Consider the following 18,683-nt stretch of genomic DNA (forward strand, 5'->3'; position numbering starts at 1 on the left):
CGTGCCAAGCCGTGTCGAAGGACGCCCGACGGGCGCACGCCGCCGGCCGGCCGCTCCCTCACGCCTCCGCCAGCAGCTTGCGGGCGATGATCAGGCGCATGATCTCGTTGGTGCCCTCGAGGATCTGGTGAACGCGCACGTCGCGCAGGTAGCGCTCGATCGGGTAGTCCATCAGGTAGCCGTAGCCCCCGAACAGCTGCAGCGCCTGGTTGCACACCTCGAAGCCGGCGTCGGTGGCGTAGCGCTTGGCCATCGCACACTGCCGGGTCGCCGTGGGATCGCATTGGTCGAGCAACCAGGCCGCCTTGTGCACCATCAGCCGGGCGGCCTCGAGCTCGGTTTGCATGTCCGCCAGCTTGAACTGCAGCGCCTGGAAGTCCGCCAGCGGGCGGCCGAACTGCTTGCGTTCGCGCAGGTGCGAGAGTGCCGCCTCCAGGCACGCGCGTGCGGGCCCAAGCGAGCAGGCCGCGATGTTGACCCGGCCGCCGTCCAAGCCAGCCATCGCCATGCGGAAGCCCTGCCCCTCCGCGCCCAGCCGGTTCGCCGCCGGCACGAACGCGTCGTCCAGCATCACCTGCGCGGTCGGCTGACTGTGCCAGCCCAGCTTGCGTTCCTGCGCGCCGAACGACAGGCCGGGCGTGTCGGACGGCACCAGGAACGCGCTGATCCCGTCCGCGCCCTCGCCGCCAGGGTGGCCGCCGCCGGTGCGCGCCATCACGAGATACAGGTCGCTGCGCCCGCCGCCGGAAATGAACGCCTTGGCGCCGGACAGGCGATAGCCGCCGTCGACCGCGCGCGCCTTGGTCATCAGCGACGCGGCGTCGGACCCCGCGCCCGGCTCGGTCAGGCAGTACGATGCGAATGCGGTCATCGCTGCCAGATCGGGCAGGAAGCGCCGGCGCTGGTCCTCGCCGCCGAAGACGTCGATCATCCAGGCGACCATGTTGTGGATCGAGACGTAGGCCGCCGTCGACGGACAGGACGCCGACAGCTCCTCGAACACGATCGCCGCGTCCAGCCGCGACAGCGCCGAGCCGCCGACATCCGCGCGCACGTAAAGCGCCGCGAAGCCGAGACCGGCCGCCTCGCGCAGCGTCTCCTCCGGGAAGACATGCCGCGCGTCCCAGCCGGCCGCGAAGGGCGCCATCCGCTCGCGCGCGAACTGCGCCGCGGCGTCCCGAAACGCCCGCTGATCCTCGGTGAGCGCGAAGTCCATCAGAAGCAGGCTCCGATCAGGGTTCGGACTGGGTCCACGCCGGAATAATAGGCTGCCTGCGGCTCCGTGGCCAACCGGACCGGCGGATTGCCGAAATTCCTTCGGAGTGTCATATCTATTCAGGAATACTGAACCCGCAGTGGAGCGAACGTACGTGTCTCGAACCCTGCACTGCTACGCCGAAGGCCGCGACGGCGGGTGGGAGGCGATCTGCCTCGACCTCGACATCGCCGTGCAGGGCGATTCGTTTGCCGAGGTGTACCGGGCCCTGGACGAAGCGATCGCTGCCTATCTGGAAACGGTCCACGACCTACCGGAAAGCGAGCAACGCCACCTGCTACGCCGAAAAGCGCCGATATACGTACGATTGTCGTTTCTGCTCCGGGCGGTTCGGACAATCTTGTTCGGCCGTGACAGCGATCCGCAATACGCCGACTTTACTCTTGCGGCGGCGGCCTAACGGAAAACCCGCTTCGGCAACCCGGACTGTCGGATCATGGACCTCAAAGTATTGCGCTTTGGTTCCTCCTTGTCCTTATGTCCCGCAACGGTGACCACCCGCGTCCGCCCATCGACCACGCCCTTGTAAACACGGTGGCTGCCGCGTTGGCGGTCGAACGCGAAACCGTGGGCTTCGAGGATCTTGATGAACTCGCGATAGGTCATGTGGGATATGTTCGACTAGGCTTCGCACGTCCTCAACGCACGGAATATCGCTTATCAGGCACAAAATCGGGCTGGCGGGTGTGAAACTGATGCGTTTCCCGGCGATGGACCTTATTTTGCCTAACACATGACGCATCCTGAGCCAGGCCGGACTGTCACGGCAGGGAAAACACCACATTCGGGAGGTTCCAGACACTCATGACCGAGTCCAGCAAGCATCCGGAGACGATCTGTCTGCATGCCGGCTACCGCGCCGATCCGGCGACGGGATCGGTGGCGCCGCCGATCTACCAGACCACGAGCTACCAGTTCGAGAACACCGAACACGCCCGCTCGCTGTTCGCGCTGGAGCAGCTCGGCAACATCTACACCCGGATCATGAACCCGACCCTGGACATCCTGGAGCAGCGGGTCGCCGCGCTCGAGGGCGGTGCGGCCGCGCTCGCGGTGTCCAGCGGCCAGGCGGCGTCGGCGATGGCGGTGCAGAACATCGCCCAGGCGGGCGACAACATCGTTTCCTCCACCGACCTCTACGGCGGCACCTACGTGCTGTTCAACAACACCCTGCGGCAGATGGGCATCGAGGTGCGCTTCGTGGACCCGGCCGATCCGGAGGAGTTCCGGCGCCGGTCCGACGCGCGCACGCGCGCCTGGTACGCCGAGACGCTGCCCAACCCGCGCCTGCAGGTGTTCCCGATCGAGGAGGTCGCCAAGATCGGGCGCGAGGAAGGCATCCCGCTGATCGTCGACAACACGGCCGCGCCGGTGATCTGCCAGCCGCTCAAGCACGGGGCGGCGCTCGTCGTCTACTCGGCGACCAAGTACCTGGGCGGCCACGGCACCTCGGTCGGCGGGGTGATCGTCGACGGCGGCAACTTCCCCTGGGACAAGCACCCCGAGCGCTTCCCCCTGCTGAACCAGCCGGACTCGAGCTACCACGGCGCGGTCTGGACCGAGGCCGCCAAGCCGCTCGGCCCGATCGCCTACGCGCTGAAGGCGCGGGTGACGCTGCTGCGCGACCTCGGCTGCGCGATGAGCCCGTTCAACGCCTTCCTGTTCCTGCAGGGCATGGAGACGCTGCCGCTGCGGATGCGCGAGCACTGCCGCAACGGCGAGGCGGTCGCCGACTTCCTGGAGAAGCACCCGCAGGTCGAGCGGGTGATCTACCCGACCAAGCAGGACGCGACCTACTACGGCCGGGCGGAAAAGCACCTGAACGGCGGCTTCGGCGCGCTGTGCGGCTTCGAGCTCAACGGCGGCGAGGATGCCGGCCGCAAGTTCATCGACAGCCTGCAGCTGCTCTACCACGTCGCCAACATCGGCGACGCCCGCTCGCTCGCGATCCATCCGGCGACCACGACGCACAGCCAGCTGACCGAGGACGAGCAGCGCGCCTCAGGCGTTTCGCCCGGCTACGTCCGCCTGTCGATCGGCCTGGAGCACATCGACGACATCCTGGCCGACCTGGATCAGGCCCTGAAGGCCGCGCACAGCTAAACTGGCGCCGCCCCTCTCCTCCCACCACTCAGTCCCCTCTCCTCCACCTGGGAGGCGAGGGCTAGGGAGAGGAGGGTGCCCGCGGCATCTCCTCGCGGCACGCCACGCAAATCCGGTAAGCGTTCCAACGGCGATGACGTGCGAACCTCCTCCCCTAACCCCTCCTCCCATGTGGAGGAGGGGGATTATTATGTTTGGAGAACAGAGACTTACCCGCCACCGGCATGGGCGGCGTCGTCGATGATCAGCTGGACGCGTTCGCGCTCGCCCCACTGGTCGAGCCGGAGCTTGCCGGCGACGTGCAGGCGCACGCCGCGATCGTCCAGCAGCGCCTTGCCGAGGTCGGTGTCGCGGGCGCGGAAGGCGATCGCCTTGAGGCGGTGGCCGTCGGCGCCTTCCAGGTGGCAGCGCACGTGGTCCTCGCCCACCACCTGCGCCCCGTGGATGCGCGCGTTGGGCACGGCGAAGCGCGGCTCCGCGTTGCCGGTGCCGTAGGGACCCAGCTTGTCCAGCTGGCGCAGCAGGTCGAGCGTCGCGCCGCCCGGATTGACCGCGCCGTCGAAGCCGAGCGACGGGACGTAGCCGGATGCGGCGAGCGCGCGGCCCAGCCGCGCCTCCAGGAAGGCGCGCGCGTCCGCCAGCTTGGCGGCGTCGACGCTCAGACCCGCGGCCATCGGGTGCCCGCCGCCGGCCGACAGGTGGCCGGCCTGCCGGGCCGCGATCACCGCCCCGCCCAGATCGACGCCGCGCACCGAGCGGCCGGAGCCCTTGCCCTGCCCGTGGTCGTCCAGCGCGATCACCAGGGATGGGCGGTCGTAGGCCTCCATCAGGCGGCTCGCGACGATCCCGATGACGCCCGGGTGCCAGCCGTGACCGGCGGCGAACACCAGGCCGTCGGCGGGCGGCGCCGCCGCGACCTGCTGGCGCGCCTCGTCCAGCACCTGCTGTTCCAGTTCGCGCCGGTCGCGGTTCAGCTGTTCCAACTGCTCGGCCAGTTGCTTCGCCCGGCCGGGCATGTCGGTGGACAACAGCTCGGCTCCCAGGTCCGCCCGGCCGATCCGGCCGCCGGCATTGACCCGCGGGCCCAGCACGAAGCCAAGGTGGAACGGCCCCGGCGCCTCCTCCAGCCGGGCGGCGTCGGCCAGGGCCGAAAGCCCGACGTTGCGGCGCTGCTGCAGCACCTTGAGTCCGCTCGCCACCAGCGCCCGGTTGACCCCGGTCAGCGGAACGACGTCGCAGACCGTGCCGAGCGCTACCAAATCGAGCCAGCGGCGCAGGTCCGGCTCGCGAACCGCGTCGGTGTAATAGCCGCGGGCGCGCAAGGTCCGGTTGACCGCGACCGCGAGCAGGAAGGTCACGCCCACCGCGGCCAGCTGACCGCAGCCGCTGTCGTCGTCCAGCCGGTTGGGATTGACCAGCGCGTGGCAGGGCGGCAGCTGCGGCTCGGCGGTGTGGTGGTCGATCACCACGACCTCCTGCCCGTCCGCCGCCGCGTGCTCCAGGGCGGCGTAGGCGGTGGTGCCGCAGTCCAGCGTCACGACGAACGGATAGCCCTCCGCTGCAAGGGTGTCGAACGCGCCCGGGTTGGGGCCGTAGCCCTCCTCGATCCGGTCGGGGATGTAGATCCGGCAGTCGGCGCCGAGCGCGCGCAGGAACCGCCGCAGCAGGGCGGCCGAGGTCGCGCCGTCGACGTCGTAGTCGGCGAGAACGGCGATCGGCTCACCGTCCTGGACCGCGTCGGCGATCCGCTCCGCCGCCCGGCTCATGTCCTGGAATCTGTCGGGGTTGGGCAGATCGGTCTTGAGCGAGGGGTTGAGGTAGGCCTGCGCGCCGTCCAAACCCACGCCCCGGCCGGCCATCACCCGGCCGACCACCTCGGGCAGGTTGAGGCGCTGGGCCAGCATCCGCGCCAGCCGGTCCTCGCTCAGACGCGCTTCCCAGCGCTTGCCGGACAGCGAGCGCTCGACGCCGAGGAAGCCGGGTCGGGCCGCCTCGGCCTGCACGGCCGCGGACGAGCTTGGCGCCATTCCCGTGTTCCCCCTGCCCTTGGTCGTGGCGTGCCCGGTGCCCGGGCTAGAGCGAAATGCTGAAAGGTGAAGCCACCTTTCAGCTGAATCTTGCTCTCTCTTCAAGAAGTTAGAGCGAAATTCACGCTGAAGGTCGACTCGACCTTCATCGAGTTTGCTCTAGCCGAAAAGGCGGTTCCACCTTTCGGTATCTTGCCCTAGTTCGTATCGCCGACCCAGGTCTTGCGCTGGAAATTGTGGTCGGCGGTGATGAAGCGGACCGTGCCGGTGGACGAGCGCATCACCATGGAGTGGGTCTCCGCGCCCTTAAACCGGCGGCGCACGCCCTGCAGCATGGTGCCGTCGGTGACGCCGGTCGCGGCGAACATGACGTCGCCCGACGCCAGATCGTGCAGGTCGTACTTGCGGTCGAAATCGGTGATGCCCCAGCGCTCCGCCCGGCCGCGCTCGTCGTCGTTGCGGAACACCAGCCGGCCCTGCATCTGGCCGCCGATGCAGCGCAGCGCCGCGGCGGCCAGCACGCCCTCCGGCGCGCCGCCAGTGCCCATGTACATGTCGACCCCGGCGTTGTAGCCGGTGGTCGCGATCACGCCGGAGACGTCGCCGTCGTTGATCAGCATGATCCGCGCCCCGGCCTCGCGCACCTGGGAGATGATCTCCTGGTGGCGCGGGCGATCGAGGATGCAGACGACCAGATCCTCGACCTCGACTCCCTTGGCCTTGGCGAGCGACTGCAGGTTGTCCTTCGGTTCGGCGTCCAGGTCGACCGTGCCCTCGGGGTAGTCCCCGCCAACCGCGATCTTGTTCATGTAGACGTCGGGCGCGTTCAGGAAGCCGCCGTGCTCGGCCATCGCGATCACGGCGAGCGCGTTGGCGCCGCCCTTGGCGGTGATCGTCGTGCCCTCCAGCGGATCCAACGCGATGTCGATGTTCGGGCCGCCGGAGCCGACCTCCTCGCCGATGTAGAGCATCGGCGCCTTGTCGCGCTCGCCCTCGCCGATCACCACCCGGCCATCGATCGCCAGGCTGTTCAGGGCCTCGCGCATCGCGTTGACGGCGGCCTGGTCGGCCGCCTTCTCGTCGCCGCGGCCCATCAGCCGCGAGGCGGCCAGCGCGGTCAGTTCGGTGACCCGAACGGCTTCCAGCGCCAGGTTCCGGTCGAGGATGGCCTTCGCCATGAGGTCGTGCTCCCTTGGTCGCCGGGATCGGCCCGAACCGGTGTTCCCGGCGGCACGCCGGCCGGCCCCGACGGGACCGGCGGTGCGCCCCGGAAACTCCGGGCCTGACTCCGCAGCGTTATGATTTGGCGTACGTTCCGTCGCCGCGGTCCTTGGTGCCGGATTATTCCATATCCGGCAAGCCGGCTAAAACGTCTCGATCCGGATCACCCGCGGCGGCTCCAGCACGGCTTCCAGCGCCTCGATCTGGGCGAGCGCCCCGCGCATGTTGGACTCCAGCGTCTCATGCGTGGTGATCACCACCGGGACCGCCTCGCCGCCCGGCCCGCGGCCGCGCTGCACCAGCGTCTCGACCGAAATGTCGTGGTCGCGCAGGGCCGCCGCCACGCCGGCGATCACGCCCGGCCGGTCGAGGCACATAAGGCGCAGATAATAACCGCCCTCGTGCTCGGCCATCGGCGCGGTCCGCGCGGCCTCCAGCGCGCTCGCCGGGACGGCGAAGGTGGGCAGGCGGATACCCCGCGCGATGTCGATCAGGTCGGCGACCACGGCGGAGGCGGTCGGCCCGGCGCCAGCCCCGGCGCCCTCGCTCAGGATCGAGCCGACGAAGTCGCCCTCCGCCACGACGGCGTTGTTGACGCCCTCGACGTTGGCGATCGGGACGTTACGCTTGACCATCACCGGATGGACGCGCTGCGAGATCTTGCCGTCGACCCGCTTGGCGATCCCGAGCAGCTTGATCCGGTAGCCCAATTCCTCGGCGAACGCGATGTCGACCGAGGTGACCTCGCGAATGCCCTCGACGTGCAGGCTGTCGTAGTCGACCTCGGCGTTGAACGCGAGCGCGGCCAGGATCGCCAGCTTGTGCGCGGCGTCGTAGCCGTCGACGTCGAAGCTCGGATCGGCCTCGGCGTAGCCCAGCTTCTGCGCCTCCTGCAGCACCTCCGAGAACTCCCGGCCGGTGTCGCGCATCTGGCTCAGGATGAAGTTCGAGGTGCCGTTCATGATGCCGTAGACGGCGGAGATCGCGTTGGCGGCCAGGCCTTCGCGCAGCGACTTGATCACCGGGATGCCGCCGCACACCGCCGCCTCGTAGGACAGCACGGCCCCGCTCTCCTCGGCCCGGCGCGCGAGGTCGGTGCCGTGGTGGGCGATCATCGCCTTGTTCGCCGTGATCACGTGCTTGCCGCCGGTCAGCGCGGTCTCCGCGACCTCCTTGGCCACCCCGTCGGCGCCGCCGATCAGCTCGATCACCACGTCGATTTCCGGGTCGCCGGCGAGCGCGACCGGATCGTCGAACCAGCGCACGGCTTCGAGGTTGAGGCCGCGGTCCTTGCGCCGGTCGCGCGCGGACACCGCCGTGACCAGCACCGGCCGGCCGCACCGCTGCGCGATCAGCTCGTAGTGCGTGTTCAACAGATGCAGCGTGCCGGCGCCGACCGTACCCAGGCCGGCGATGCCGATGCGCAGCGTTTCGCTCACAGCGCCACCTCGCGTCGTTCGCTGGGGAGTTCCTCGGGATCGGCCTTCTTCAGGAAGGCCTTGATGTTGCGCACGGCCTGCCGGGTGCGGTGCTCGTTCTCGACCAGGCCGAGGCGGACGTAACCCTCGCCGTACTCGCCGAACCCGACCCCGGGGCTGACCGCGACCTGCGCCTTCTCAAGCAGCAGCTTGGCGAAGTCAAGCGAGCCGAGGTGGCGGAACGGCCCGGGGATCGGCGCCCAGGCAAACATGCTGGCTTCCGGGCTCGGAACTTCCCAGCCGGCTTGGCTCAGCCCGCGGATCAGTACGTCGCGCCGGCCGCGGTAGCGCGCGCGCATCTCCCCCACGCAGTCCTGCGGGCCGTTCAGCGCGGCCGTCGCGGCGACCTGGATCGGCGTGAACGCGCCGTAGTCGACGTAACTCTTCACCCGGGCGAGCGCCGCGATCAGCTTGGGATTGCCGGCGCAGAAGCCGATCCGCCAGCCCGGCATGGAATAGGTCTTGGACAGCGAGGAGAACTCGACCGCGACGTCCTTGGCGCCCGGCACCTGCAGGATCGAGGGCGGCGGCGGGGTGTCGAAGTAGACCTCGGAATAGGCGACGTCGGAGATCGCGTAGATGCCATGGTGGCGGCAGAACGCGACCAGTTCGGCGTAGAAGTCGAGATCGACGGTGCGCGTCGTCGGGTTGGCCGGGAAGTTGACCACGACCGCCAGCGGCTTGGGCACGGAGTGGCGCACGCCGCGTTCCAGCTGGCGCAGGAACTCCCGGCGGAAGTCGGCCTCGTTGTCGTCGAACCCGGCCATCGGCAGATGGCGCAGGGCGGCGCCGGCGATGATGAAGCCGAACGCGTGGATCGGGTAGCTGGGGTTGGGCACCAGCAGGACGTCGCCGGGGCTGGTGATCGCCTGGGCGAGGTTGGCCAGCCCCTCCTTGGAGCCGAGCGTGACGATCGCCTCGCGCTCCGGATCGAGCTCGACGTTGAAGCGCCGCTGGTAATAGCCGGCAAGCGCCCGGCGCAGCCCGGGAATGCCGCGGGAGTTCGAGTAGCGGTGGACACCCGGCTTCTGCACCGCCTCGGTCAGCTTGTCGACGACGTGCTGGGGCGGCGGCTGGTCCGGGTTGCCCATGCCGAAGTCGACCACGTCCTCGCCGCGCTGGCGGGCGGCGGCCTTCAGCTGGTTGACCTCGGAAAAGACGTAGGGCGGCAGGCGCTTGATCTTGTGGAATTCGTCCATGGCTTCCTGTCGCGGCTCGCCGGCTTGAAGGAGACGGGTGACGCGGGCGCCCATCGAGCCCGGCCTTGTCGAAGTGGCCGCAGGCGTGGCGCCAACGTGCGTTCGCCCGCCGGTCGGCCTCGCGCCGGGTGGCGGCGCGTCAGCCCTGCAGGAAGATCTCCGCCCGGCGGTTGCCTGCCTCTCCGGTCGGCATGAACTCGTGGTAGACCGGGTCGTTGTCGCCGCGCGCCTCCAGCTGGATCGCCTCGCGCGGCACGCCCATCGATACCAGCGCATCGACGACCGCCTGCGCGCGGGACAGCGACGCGTTGAAGTTCGCCATCCGGTGATCGACCGGGTCCATCGCGGCGGTGCGCTTGCTGGCGTGACCGACCACGCGCAAATCGCGGCCCTGGCGCTCGTGAATCCGGGCCACCTTGCGCAGCACCTGCCGGTCGCGGTCCTGCAGCTTGGCCGAGCCGTGCCCGAAGTAGATCACCGCCACCCGCCGACTGCCGCCGGCCGTCGGCTGGCCGCCGGCGTCCTGGCGGGACAGGGTACGCGACTGGCCGACCGAGGGCCCCGGCGCGGCGATCGCCCCGTCGCTCTCGCGGCTGGCGCTCTGCTGCTGCGCCCGACTGCTCTGCCCGGTATCGGGGGCGCCGGAGCGGCCGTTGCCGCCGAAACTGGGCTGTGCGGGAATGTCGATCGGCTCGCCCTGCTGGCTCTGTTCCAGCTGCGGCACGTCCGCCGCGTCGGTCCCGCTGGTCTCCGAGCCGCCGTCCATCTGACCGGTGTTACCGCTCTGCTGCGCGCGAGCCGGCGTGTCCGATCCAGACGCCTGCGCGCCCGACCCGCCGCTTGGCTGCGATCGGCGCGCCTGCGTGGACGTGCCGGCGTCGTCGGCCGGCATTCGCTCGGCAACCTCGGGCCGGTCGGGTATGTCGGGGCTGACCGTCGCGGTCTGTTCGCCGCCGGCCGGCGCGCTCGCGGCCTGTCCGCCGCCGCCCTGGCGGCCCTGGCGCGCCTCGATCCCCTCGCCGGTCTGCCGCTGGTCGCTGTAGCGCGCGTTCGCCCGGTCCGCGGACAGGCTCTCGCGGATCGCCTGACGCTCTTCCCGGCCGCTGGGGCGGCGCGGCGGGGCGTCGGGCACACTGGACAGGCTGGGGTATTCGCCGGCGCCTTGCTGCGGCGCTTGGATGTCCTGCGGATCCGCCGGGGGCAGCGGATCGAGCGGCCGGGAGAAGGTGGTCCACGCGTCGCTGCAGCCCGCCAGCAGGCCGCCGGCCAGCAGCACGCCGGCGATCCGCAGCAGCCAGCCCGGTTCCCGGGCGGGCGTGCGGCGGGGCGTGCGCGTGTCGTTCATGGCGGGTGCCCCCTGGCCGGACATGGACGGGCCGCCGGGCCCGCCGCGGGCCGGATCGCTCGCCCGGCGGTCAAGCGCCCGGCGGGCAAGCATCCGACGGTCAGTCGGCCGGCGGTTCGTGGCATAGGCCTTATCCGACATCACCTTTCCTTAAGGTTAAATCGCCCCCGCGCGATCCCGGCCGCCGCGGCACCCGAAACCCTGCGCGGTGCAGGCGCACCGCGCCGGTCCGTGCCATCCGATCCCGCCGGTCTGTCGGGTGGTGCGGTTGCAACACCGCCCCTGATGCTTATGGTGAGCCCTGCAAGCGCTCGCCCGGTTCGTCGCGCGAGCCGCCCGGACATTTTCGCGGAGTTGCGTCGTTCGCCGCAATTGCGACGCCCGCAAAGTCAAGCAACCGGCAGGATCATAGGGAAGGCAATATGGCAGAGCAACAGGGCCAGGGCGAGGGTGAGGACGTGAAGCTCCCCGACCCGGTCGAGCTGTCGCAGACCATGCAGCGGATCGCCGAGCAGAGCCAGAAACTGGTCGGCGACTTCATGGAGCGCCAGGAGCTTGCGCACCCGAACGCCGCGTTCGATCCGGTCCATATCGCGAGTGCCTTCTACGAAGTCACCACCCGGATGATGACCGACCCGGCGAAGCTGGTGCAGGCGCAGATGACCCTCTGGCAGGACTACATGCGGCTTTGGCAGACCACCACCAGCCGGATGCTGGGCGGCCAGGAGTCCGAGCCGGTGGCCCAGCCCGACAAGGGCGACCGCCGGTTCAAGGACCCGGCCTGGGAAGACAACCAGGTGTTCGACTTCATCAAGCAGTCCTACCTGCTGACCGCGCGCTGGATGCAGTCGACCGTCAACGACGTCGAGGGCGTGGACGAGCACACCGCCAAGAAGGTCGACTTCTACACTCGGCAGTTCGTCGACGCGCTGGCGCCCAGCAACTTCGTCATGACCAACCCGCAGGTGCTGCGCACGACGCTGGAGACCGGCGGCGAAAACTTGCTGAAGGGGTTGGAGAACCTGCTCGAGGACATGGAGCGGGGCAAGATCAGCCAGACCGACCACGACGCCTTCGAGGTCGGCCGCAACCTGGCGGTCACGCCGGGCAAGGTGATCTATCAGAACGACCTGATGCAGCTGATCCAGTACAGCCCGTCGACCGAGCAGGTCTACAAGACCCCGCTGATGATTATCCCGCCCTGGATCAACAAGTTCTATATCCTGGACATGCGGGAGAAGAACTCGTTCGTGAAGTGGGCGGTCGACCAGGGATTCACGGTGTTCATGATCTCCTGGGTCAACCCGGACGAGAAGCTCGCGCAGAAGTCGTTCGAGGACTACATGGGCGAGGGGCCCCTGACCGCCCTGGACGTGATCGAGCAGGTCACCGGCGAGAAGCAGGTCAACGCGATCGGCTATTGCCTGGGCGGCACGCTGCTGACCTGCACGCTGTCCTACCTCGCGCAGACCAAGCAGAAGGACCGGGTGAAGTCGGCGACCTTCTTCACCACCATGGTCGACTTCTCCGAGGCGGGCGAGCTCGAGGTGTTCATCGACGAGGAGCAGCTGTCCTCGCTCGAGGAGAAGATGGCCTCGAAGGGCTACCTCGAGGGCAACTCGATGAACCAGACCTTCAACATGCTGCGCGCCAACGACCTGATCTGGTCGTTCGTGATCAACAACTATCTGCTCGGCAAGGAGCCGTTCCCGTTCGACCTGCTGTACTGGAACAGCGACTCCACCCGCATGCCGGCGGCGATGCACAGCTTCTACCTGCGCAAGATGTACCAGGAGAACAAGCTGCTGGAGCCCGGCGGGATCAAGCTGAAGGGCGTGCCAATCGACCTCAGCAAGATCGATCACCCGGCCTTCGCGCTGGCGACCAAGGAGGACCATATCGCGCCCTGGAAGTCGGGCTATGCGCTGACCCGCGCGATCAGCGGGCCGGTCAAGTTCACCCTGGCGGCAAGCGGCCACATCGCCGGCGTGGTCAACCCGCCGGCGGCCAACAAGTATAACTACTGGCTCAACTCCAGAAACCCGAAGGACCCGGACGCCTGGTTCCAGAACGCCAAGAAGGTGGACGGCTCCTGGTGGCCGGAGTGGCACAAGTGGATGGAGCAGAAGGGCGGCAAGGAGAAGGTCGCCGCGCGCGAACCGGGCGGCGGCGTGCTGACCCCGATCGAGGACGCGCCCGGGTCCTACGTGAAAATGAAGGCGAAGCAGTAACCCGCTGGCGTCCGGCTTGACGGCAAACGCCGATCGACGCCGCCCGGGGGTCGCGCTCCGGGCGGCGTTTTTCGTCCGACAGGCCCCAGCTGCGCTACAGCCGCTGGTCGGCCGTGCGGGCGAGCCAGTCGGTCACCACTGCGACCTGCTCGGGGTCGAGCAGCGCCGGCGCATGGCCGCAGTCCGGGATCTCGACCAGTTCCGCACCGGGGCCGCGCTTGGTCATCTGCTCCGCCGTCTCCGGCAATAGCAGGTCGCTGTCCGCCCCGCGGAGCACCAGCACCGGGCACTGGATCGTGTCCCACAGCTTCCACAGGTCGACGTCCTCGATCCGGCCCGGCTCGCGGAAGGCCGCGCCGATCTTGGGATCGTAGGCCAGCCGGTAGCCGCCCTCGCGGTCGTCCGGCCGCAGGGAGTGGCTGGCCAGATGGTGCCACTGCGCCGCGCTCAGGTTGCCGAACGGCGCGTGGATCCGCTTGATGTAGGCGAGGCCCCCGTCGAAATCGGCGAAATGCGGATCCGCGCCGACGTAGTCGGCCAGCCGCTGCAGCGCCGCCTTGGGCACGAACGGCCCGACGTCGTTGATCACCAGCCGGCGGATCGGGGTGCGCGGCTGGGCCGCCAGCATCATCCCGATCAGCCCGCCCATCGAGGTGCCGACCCAGTCGACCGCGGCGGCGTGGCCGCGCGCGATCACCGCGGCCATGTCGGCCATGTACTGCGGGTAACCGTAGGCGTCCTCGCTCGCCAGCCAGTCGCTGCCGCCGCGCCCGACGACGTCCGGGCACAGCACCCGGTGGGTCTGGCTCATCGCCTCCCCCAGGGCGTCGAAGTCCCGCCCGTTGCGGGTCAGGCCGTGGACGCAGATCGCCACGTCGTGCTTGTCCGCCGTGCCCCATTCGGCGAGCGCCAGGGTGTGAAACCCGTGCTGCGACAGGCCGAGCATCCGGTCCAGGCGTGGCCGGGTCTGGGTAATCATCGTCGCGTCCCCGTGGATGTCGTCGTGAGCGAACGCCCCCAACCCTGCCCCGCCGGCGGGACGCTTCCAAGGGGCGTGTATCGCGCGGGCACCCGGTTAAGCGGACCTCATACCCGGCTTACGAAAGCTCGTTTGCCGAAAGCCCGTCGTCGCGCGCCTAATCGCGGTCTCAACAGCGATGCATGCGGGAGCCACGCCGATGCCGGACTTCGACCTCGCCCAACGGTTTAGCTCCTCCCAGGGGCAGATCGCCCACGACAGTTTCGGGCGCGGGCCGAACCTGGTGTTCGTCCACGGCACGCCGTTCCGCGGCCTGATCTGGCGCGACCTGGTCGCCCGCCTGCACGCCCGCTTCCGTTGCCATGTGATCGACCTACCCGGCTACGGCGCGTCGGACAAGTACGACGGCCAGGAGGTGCGGCTGCGCAGCTTCGCCCGGGTTTTGGCGGAGTTTCTGGCCGCACGCCGTCTCAGCGATCCGGTCCTGGTCGGCCACGACTTCGGCGCGGCAAGCGTGCTGGGCGCGCATTTGGTGGAGGGCGTGCCGGTACGCGCGCTCGCGGTCGTCGACGGCGTGGTGCTCAGCCCCTGGGGCACGGACTACGCCCGGTTGGTGCACAGCGCTCCGCAGACCTTCAACGCCCTGCCCAGCTATATCCACGAAGCGATCCTGGCGGCCCACATCGAGACCGCCGCCGACCGTCCGCTTTCCGCCGGGTGGCAGCGCGAGTTGATCGCGCCGTGGACCGGCGCCGACGGCCAGGCGGCCTACCATCGGCAGATCCAGCAGTTCGACACCGCCTACACCGACCGGCTGGAGACGCTGTACCCGACGCTCGCGGTGCCGACGCAGGTGTTCTGGGGCGAACGCGACCAGTGGGTCGACCCGGCGGTCGGCCGGCGGCTGGCCGAGTTGATCCCTGGGGCGGGTTTTACTCTGTTGCCGGACGCCGGGCATCTGGCGATGCTGGACACCCCGGGCCTGCTGGCCCGGGAGCTCGGCGACTGGCTCGACCGGCCCTAAAGCCCGCCCGGCGGCTCGTTGCGGACTTCGACGAAGGTGTCCGGGCGGAAGCCGTTGAAGTCGGTCCCCAGCGCGTTCGAGTAGGCGCCGACGCGGTCGATCTCGATCCAGTCGCCTTCCCGCACGTCGCCCGGCAGGCGGAACGCCTTGGGGATCATGTCCAGGCTGTCGCAGGTCGGCCCGTGCGCGTCGAACGTCTCCTCGGGCGCGGTCGGGGTCGCGATCCGGCCGCCCTCCAGACGGATCAGCCGCGCGGGATAGCGCACGTCGGCCGCGGTCATCTCCGACAGCGAGCCGTAGACGCCGTCGTTGATGTAGAGCTGATTGCCTTTACGCAACTGCACCTGGACCAGCAGCGACTGGCCGTCGGCGACCAGCGCGCGCCCCGGCTCGCACAGCACACGGCAGCCCGCCGGCAGGCTGAGCCGGGCGATCGCGTCGCGGATCGCGGTCATGTAGGCGTTCAGGTCGGGCGCCTGCGTGCCCAGGTAGATCGCCGGAAAGCCGCCGCCGACGTCGAGCGCCGCCAGCTCGACGCCCGCCTGGGCCGCGACCTGGCCCGCCTGCGCGATCGCCTGGGTGAAGGCCGCGGGCTCCAGACACTGACTGCCGACGTGGAAGGCCAGCCCCGGCTTCATGCCGAGCCGGGCAACCTCCGCCAGGATCGGCGCGGCCTCCTCCGCGTCCGCGCCGAACTTGGCGGACAGGTGGTAGAACGCGCCCGCGGATTCGGCCGTCTTGAGGCGGACCATCACGGTCACTTGCGGATCGTCGCGCAGCTGCTGGGCCAGCTTATGCAGTTCCGCCATGTGGTCGACGACGTAGTGCTGGACGCCGTAGACGCGGTGCGCGCTGGCGATCGCCGGGCGCGGCTTGACCGGGTGCATGAAGAAGCACTCCGCCGCGTCGAACGTCTCCGCCACCCGCGCGATCTCGCTGAGCGACGCGGTGTCGAAGGCGTGCACGCCGCCGGCGTGGAGCGCGCGCAGGACGGCCGGATGCGGATTGCACTTGACCGCATAAAGCGTGGTGCCCGGAAACCCGGCCACGAAGCCGCGCGCCGCGCGCTCGAACACGTGCGGACGCAGGCAATAGACCGGATAGCTCGGCTGCAGCAGGCGGGCGACCTCGCCGGCGTCCGGGTAGCTGCGCGCCCGGCGCCGGGGATCGGGCACCGCGGCGGTGACCGCCTGGCTCGGATTGAACTGGGTCAATGGCGACTCCTAACGTCGGCCAGGATAACACGTGGGACCCGCCTCGCGGCGTTTTGATCGCGCGTGCGTCGACCCGGACGGCCTGCCCGGCCATGTTGGGGTCCGGGAACGACCGATCGCCGTCCCAACGGACAAGTTAGGCCGCGCGATGTTGCAGACGATCAAACGCCTCGCCCTTGCCACCCTGCTGGCCGGCGGCACTGCCCTGCCCGTCCAGGCCGCGCCGGCGGCCGACCTGTGGCCGCGCTGGCAGGCGCACGACGCGGCGTCCACCGCCACGATCGATCACACCGCCTGGGCCGCGTTCCTGGACGCGTATCTGGTGGTCCGGCCGGACGGCGCCAACCTGATGCGCTACGGCGAGGTGGGCGCGGACGGCCGGCGCAAGCTGGACGCCTACCTGGACCGGCTGGCCGGCGTCGAGATCTCGCGGTACAGCCGCCCGGTGCAGTTCGCCTACTGGGTCAACCTGTACAACGCGCTCACCGTGGACGTCGTGCTGGCGCATTACCCGGTCGAAAGCATCCGCGACATCGACATCTCGCCCGGCTGGTTCGCGAACGGCCCATGGGGCGCCGAGGTGATCACCGTCGAGGGCGCCGCGCTGACCCTGAACGACATCGAACACCGCATCCTGCGCCCGATCTGGCAGGACCCGCGCATCCACTACGCGGTCAACTGCGCCTCGATCGGCTGTCCCGATCTGCGGGCGGAGCCGTACACGGCCGACCGGTTGGACCGCCAGCTGGACGCGGCGGCCCGGGCCTACGTCAACGACCCGCGCGGGGCGGAGGTCGCGGACGGCGCGCTCACCGTCTCCAAGATCTACATCTGGTATCAGGAAGACTTCGGCGGCAGCGACGCCGGCGTGATCCGCCATCTGCGGCAGTACGCCGACGCCGAATTGGAAGCGCAGCTCGACGGCATATCGCGGATCGCCGACAGCCGCTACGACTGGTCGCTGAACGACGCGCCCGCCCGAGGCGGCTCCTGAGCGGGCCGGCGCCTGACCGGCCGGCCTTACCGGCTCACGCCATCCGGCGAAGCTGCTTGCCGTCGGCGTCCTTCCAGCCCTTGATCAGGCGATGCGCGTCGTTGCCCAGGACGATCCGGCTTTCCTGCATGTAGGCCTCGTGGTTGGCCTCGATGTCGTCCAGGTCGTAGCGGTAGTTCACCATGATCCCGGCGGCCTGGCGCAGCCCCTTGGCCGAGATGTCGCCCAGCCAGTTGATCCGCTCCAGCCGGGCGCCGTTCTTGAGGTGGAAGCGGGCGACCGGATCCAGCGGCGCGCCGTTGTCCCGCCGGGCCAGCAGATAGCGCGCCGCCAGCCGCCGCAGCGGCCCCTGCAGCGCGCCGGCCACGGCCGGGTCGTCCGGCCAGTTCGCGCGGGCGAGCAGGACCTGGAACGCCGCACGCGTGTTGTCCTGACCGCTCAGGCGCGCCAGCGCCTTGCGCTCGGCGTCCTCGACCAGCGCGTCGATCGTCTCCTCGGGTGCGGTGTCCAGCCACGTCCGGAAGCCCGGCAGGGGCGACAGGGTGGCGAACGTCTCGATCTGCGGCAGCTCGTGCGACAGGTGGTTGACGACCTGCTTGATCAGGTACTCGCCGAACGAGATGCCCTGCAGCCCGCGCTGGGTGTTGGTGATCGAGTAGAAGATCGCCGCCTTGGCGTCCTTCGGGTCGTCCTCCGGCGCGGTTTCGTCCAGCAGGCGCTGCACGCTGGCGGCCATCTCGCCGGTCAGCGCGACCTCGACGAACGCCAGCGGCTCGTCCGGCATGCGCGGGTGGAACAGGGCAAAGCAGCGCCGGTCGCTGTCCAGCCGGTTGCGCAGGTCGTTCCAGTCGCGGATCTCGTGCACCGCCTCGTAGGCGATCAGCTTTTCCAGCAGTGCCGCCGGCGAGTGCCAGGTGATCTGCTGCAGGTCGAGGAAGCCGACGTCGAACCAGGAGGTCAGCAGCTCGCGCAGATCACCTTCCAGCTGGCGCATGTACGGATCGTCGCCGCGGGCCTGCAGCACCTCCGCGCGCAGATCGACCAGGAACTTAACGCCGTCCGGCAGGGCGTTGAACTGGGTCAGGATTTTCACCCGAGGCGGCACCAGGGCGCGGCGCAGGCCCGCCTCGGCGGCGAGCCGCCGGTCGTCGTCGACCGCGGCCTGCACCTGCCCGATCGCCTGCTGCACCCGGTCGGGATCGCAGGCGAACTCGCGCGCCAGGATTTCCAGGAAGCGCCGCCGGCCGTCGGTGTCCAGCTCCAGATAGCGCCGGCCCAACTCGGCGGCCCGGCCGCGCGCCGACACCTCGCCGCCGCGCGCCTCCAGGCACTCCTTCATGAGCCGGTACAGCGCGCGGCTGTCGTCGGGCGCGGCCTCCGGCACCGACAGCCCGACCGTGCGCGCCGCGCCGACCGCGACGTCACGCCAGGCGACCGACAGGTTGGCGAGCGTCCGCTCGACCAGGCCCGATCCCCGCTCGTCGGTGTCCTCGGCCGCCCCGTTGCCGCTTCTGGTCGGCCTGACCGTGTCCTGTTCGCTCATCGCCGCGGTCCTCTTGGCGTGGGGCGCGGGCTTGCCGGTGGACGCCTGC

15 protein-coding genes are annotated in these 18,683 nt (G+C 69.7%); 5 read left to right on the forward strand and 10 right to left on the reverse strand.

Going from position 1 to position 18,683, the window contains the following annotated elements:
- Nucleotides 1–58 precede the first annotated feature (58 nt).
- Nucleotides 59–1,216: an acyl-CoA dehydrogenase family protein gene (locus CKO28_RS12180; protein ID WP_200341054.1), complete on the reverse strand. Its 1,158-nt coding sequence runs from the start codon at nucleotides 1,214–1,216 to the stop codon at nucleotides 59–61.
- A gap of 154 nt (nucleotides 1,217–1,370) precedes the next feature.
- Between CKO28_RS12180 and CKO28_RS12185 the strand changes: the two genes are divergently transcribed.
- Nucleotides 1,371–1,676 (forward strand): type II toxin-antitoxin system HicB family antitoxin, encoded by a 306-nt coding sequence (locus CKO28_RS12185; protein ID WP_200341055.1) that lies wholly within the window; start codon nucleotides 1,371–1,373, stop codon nucleotides 1,674–1,676.
- Here CKO28_RS12185 and CKO28_RS12190 read toward each other — a convergent pair.
- A complete protein-coding gene (locus tag CKO28_RS12190; protein ID WP_200341056.1) occupies nucleotides 1,673–1,882 on the reverse strand; it encodes a type II toxin-antitoxin system HicA family toxin in 210 nt (69 codons plus the stop codon). The two genes, CKO28_RS12185 and CKO28_RS12190, sit on opposite strands and share 4 nt — an antisense overlap.
- A gap of 198 nt (nucleotides 1,883–2,080) precedes the next feature.
- On the opposite strand from CKO28_RS12190, the gene CKO28_RS12195 reads away from it, so the two are divergent.
- On the forward strand, nucleotides 2,081–3,379 hold the full coding sequence (locus CKO28_RS12195; protein ID WP_200341057.1) for an O-acetylhomoserine aminocarboxypropyltransferase/cysteine synthase family protein: 1,299 nt from the start codon (nucleotides 2,081–2,083) through the stop codon (nucleotides 3,377–3,379).
- 209 nt (nucleotides 3,380–3,588) lie between these two features.
- On the opposite strand, the gene recJ is transcribed toward CKO28_RS12195, so the two are convergent.
- From recJ to CKO28_RS12220, 5 genes are all read right to left on the reverse strand, one after another.
- Nucleotides 3,589–5,406, reverse strand: coding sequence for a single-stranded-DNA-specific exonuclease RecJ (gene recJ / locus CKO28_RS12200; protein WP_200341058.1), 1,818 nt, complete (start codon nucleotides 5,404–5,406; stop codon nucleotides 3,589–3,591).
- 197 nt (nucleotides 5,407–5,603) lie between these two features.
- On the reverse strand, nucleotides 5,604–6,584 hold the full coding sequence (glpX, locus tag CKO28_RS12205; protein ID WP_200341059.1) for a class II fructose-bisphosphatase: 981 nt from the start codon (nucleotides 6,582–6,584) through the stop codon (nucleotides 5,604–5,606).
- A 186-nt stretch (nucleotides 6,585–6,770) separates the two neighbouring features.
- On the reverse strand, nucleotides 6,771–8,066 hold the full coding sequence (locus CKO28_RS12210; RefSeq protein ID WP_200341060.1) for a homoserine dehydrogenase: 1,296 nt from the start codon (nucleotides 8,064–8,066) through the stop codon (nucleotides 6,771–6,773).
- Complete coding sequence (locus CKO28_RS12215) at nucleotides 8,063–9,304, reverse strand: LL-diaminopimelate aminotransferase (RefSeq protein WP_200341081.1); 1,242 nt, start codon at nucleotides 9,302–9,304, stop codon at nucleotides 8,063–8,065. Before CKO28_RS12215 ends, CKO28_RS12210 begins: the two co-directional genes overlap by 4 nt.
- Nucleotides 9,305–9,443: 139 nt before the next feature.
- The gene (locus CKO28_RS12220; RefSeq protein ID WP_200341061.1) at nucleotides 9,444–10,790 is read right to left on the reverse strand and encodes an OmpA family protein; all 1,347 of its coding nucleotides are present in this window, start codon (nucleotides 10,788–10,790) and stop codon (nucleotides 9,444–9,446) included.
- A gap of 281 nt (nucleotides 10,791–11,071) precedes the next feature.
- Between CKO28_RS12220 and CKO28_RS12225 the strand changes: the two genes are divergently transcribed.
- A complete protein-coding gene (locus tag CKO28_RS12225; RefSeq protein WP_200341062.1) occupies nucleotides 11,072–12,880 on the forward strand; it encodes a PHA/PHB synthase family protein in 1,809 nt (602 codons plus the stop codon).
- Between the two features lie 94 nt (nucleotides 12,881–12,974).
- Here the strand turns inward: CKO28_RS12225 and CKO28_RS12230 are convergent, their stop codons facing one another.
- The gene (locus CKO28_RS12230) at nucleotides 12,975–13,859 is read right to left on the reverse strand and encodes an alpha/beta fold hydrolase (protein ID WP_200341063.1); all 885 of its coding nucleotides are present in this window, start codon (nucleotides 13,857–13,859) and stop codon (nucleotides 12,975–12,977) included.
- A gap of 199 nt (nucleotides 13,860–14,058) precedes the next feature.
- On the opposite strand from CKO28_RS12230, the gene CKO28_RS12235 reads away from it, so the two are divergent.
- Nucleotides 14,059–14,883 (forward strand): alpha/beta fold hydrolase, encoded by an 825-nt coding sequence (locus CKO28_RS12235; RefSeq protein WP_200341064.1) that lies wholly within the window; start codon nucleotides 14,059–14,061, stop codon nucleotides 14,881–14,883.
- Here the strand turns inward: CKO28_RS12235 and CKO28_RS12240 are convergent.
- Nucleotides 14,880–16,097 (reverse strand): type III PLP-dependent enzyme domain-containing protein, encoded by a 1,218-nt coding sequence (locus CKO28_RS12240; protein WP_200341065.1) that lies wholly within the window; start codon nucleotides 16,095–16,097, stop codon nucleotides 14,880–14,882. The two genes, CKO28_RS12235 and CKO28_RS12240, sit on opposite strands and share 4 nt — an antisense overlap.
- 148 nt (nucleotides 16,098–16,245) lie before the next feature.
- Here CKO28_RS12240 and CKO28_RS12245 point away from each other — a divergent pair, with 148 nt between their 5' ends.
- Nucleotides 16,246–17,091: a DUF547 domain-containing protein gene (locus CKO28_RS12245; RefSeq protein WP_200341066.1), complete on the forward strand. Its 846-nt coding sequence runs from the start codon at nucleotides 16,246–16,248 to the stop codon at nucleotides 17,089–17,091.
- 34 nt (nucleotides 17,092–17,125) lie between these two features.
- Here the strand turns inward: CKO28_RS12245 and CKO28_RS12250 are convergent, their stop codons facing one another.
- Nucleotides 17,126–18,634, reverse strand: coding sequence for a malonyl-CoA decarboxylase (locus tag CKO28_RS12250; RefSeq protein ID WP_200341067.1), 1,509 nt, complete (start codon nucleotides 18,632–18,634; stop codon nucleotides 17,126–17,128).
- Between the last annotated feature and the right edge of the window lie 49 nt (nucleotides 18,635–18,683).

The organism is Rhodovibrio sodomensis (assembly GCF_016583645.1).
Lineage (GTDB): Bacteria > Pseudomonadota > Alphaproteobacteria > Kiloniellales > Rhodovibrionaceae > Rhodovibrio > Rhodovibrio sodomensis.

Coding starts and splice junctions, on each gene's coding strand:
- CKO28_RS12180 (WP_200341054.1), bottom strand. CDS start 1,216: ATGGACTTCGCGCTCACCGAGGATCAGCGGGCGTTTCGGGACGCCGCG.
- CKO28_RS12190 (WP_200341056.1), bottom strand. CDS start 1,882: ATGACCTATCGCGAGTTCATCAAGATCCTCGAAGCCCACGGTTTCGCG.
- CKO28_RS12195 (WP_200341057.1), top strand. CDS start 2,081: ATGACCGAGTCCAGCAAGCATCCGGAGACGATCTGTCTGCATGCCGGC.
- recJ (WP_200341058.1), bottom strand. CDS start 5,406: ATGGCGCCAAGCTCGTCCGCGGCCGTGCAGGCCGAGGCGGCCCGACCC.
- glpX (WP_200341059.1), bottom strand. CDS start 6,584: ATGGCGAAGGCCATCCTCGACCGGAACCTGGCGCTGGAAGCCGTTCGG.
- CKO28_RS12215 (WP_200341081.1), bottom strand. CDS start 9,304: ATGGACGAATTCCACAAGATCAAGCGCCTGCCGCCCTACGTCTTTTCC.
- CKO28_RS12220 (WP_200341061.1), bottom strand. CDS start 10,790: ATGTCGGATAAGGCCTATGCCACGAACCGCCGGCCGACTGACCGTCGG.
- CKO28_RS12225 (WP_200341062.1), top strand. CDS start 11,072: ATGGCAGAGCAACAGGGCCAGGGCGAGGGTGAGGACGTGAAGCTCCCC.
- CKO28_RS12230 (WP_200341063.1), bottom strand. CDS start 13,859: ATGATTACCCAGACCCGGCCACGCCTGGACCGGATGCTCGGCCTGTCG.
- CKO28_RS12235 (WP_200341064.1), top strand. CDS start 14,059: ATGCCGGACTTCGACCTCGCCCAACGGTTTAGCTCCTCCCAGGGGCAG.
- CKO28_RS12245 (WP_200341066.1), top strand. CDS start 16,246: ATGTTGCAGACGATCAAACGCCTCGCCCTTGCCACCCTGCTGGCCGGC.
- CKO28_RS12250 (WP_200341067.1), bottom strand. CDS start 18,634: ATGAGCGAACAGGACACGGTCAGGCCGACCAGAAGCGGCAACGGGGCG.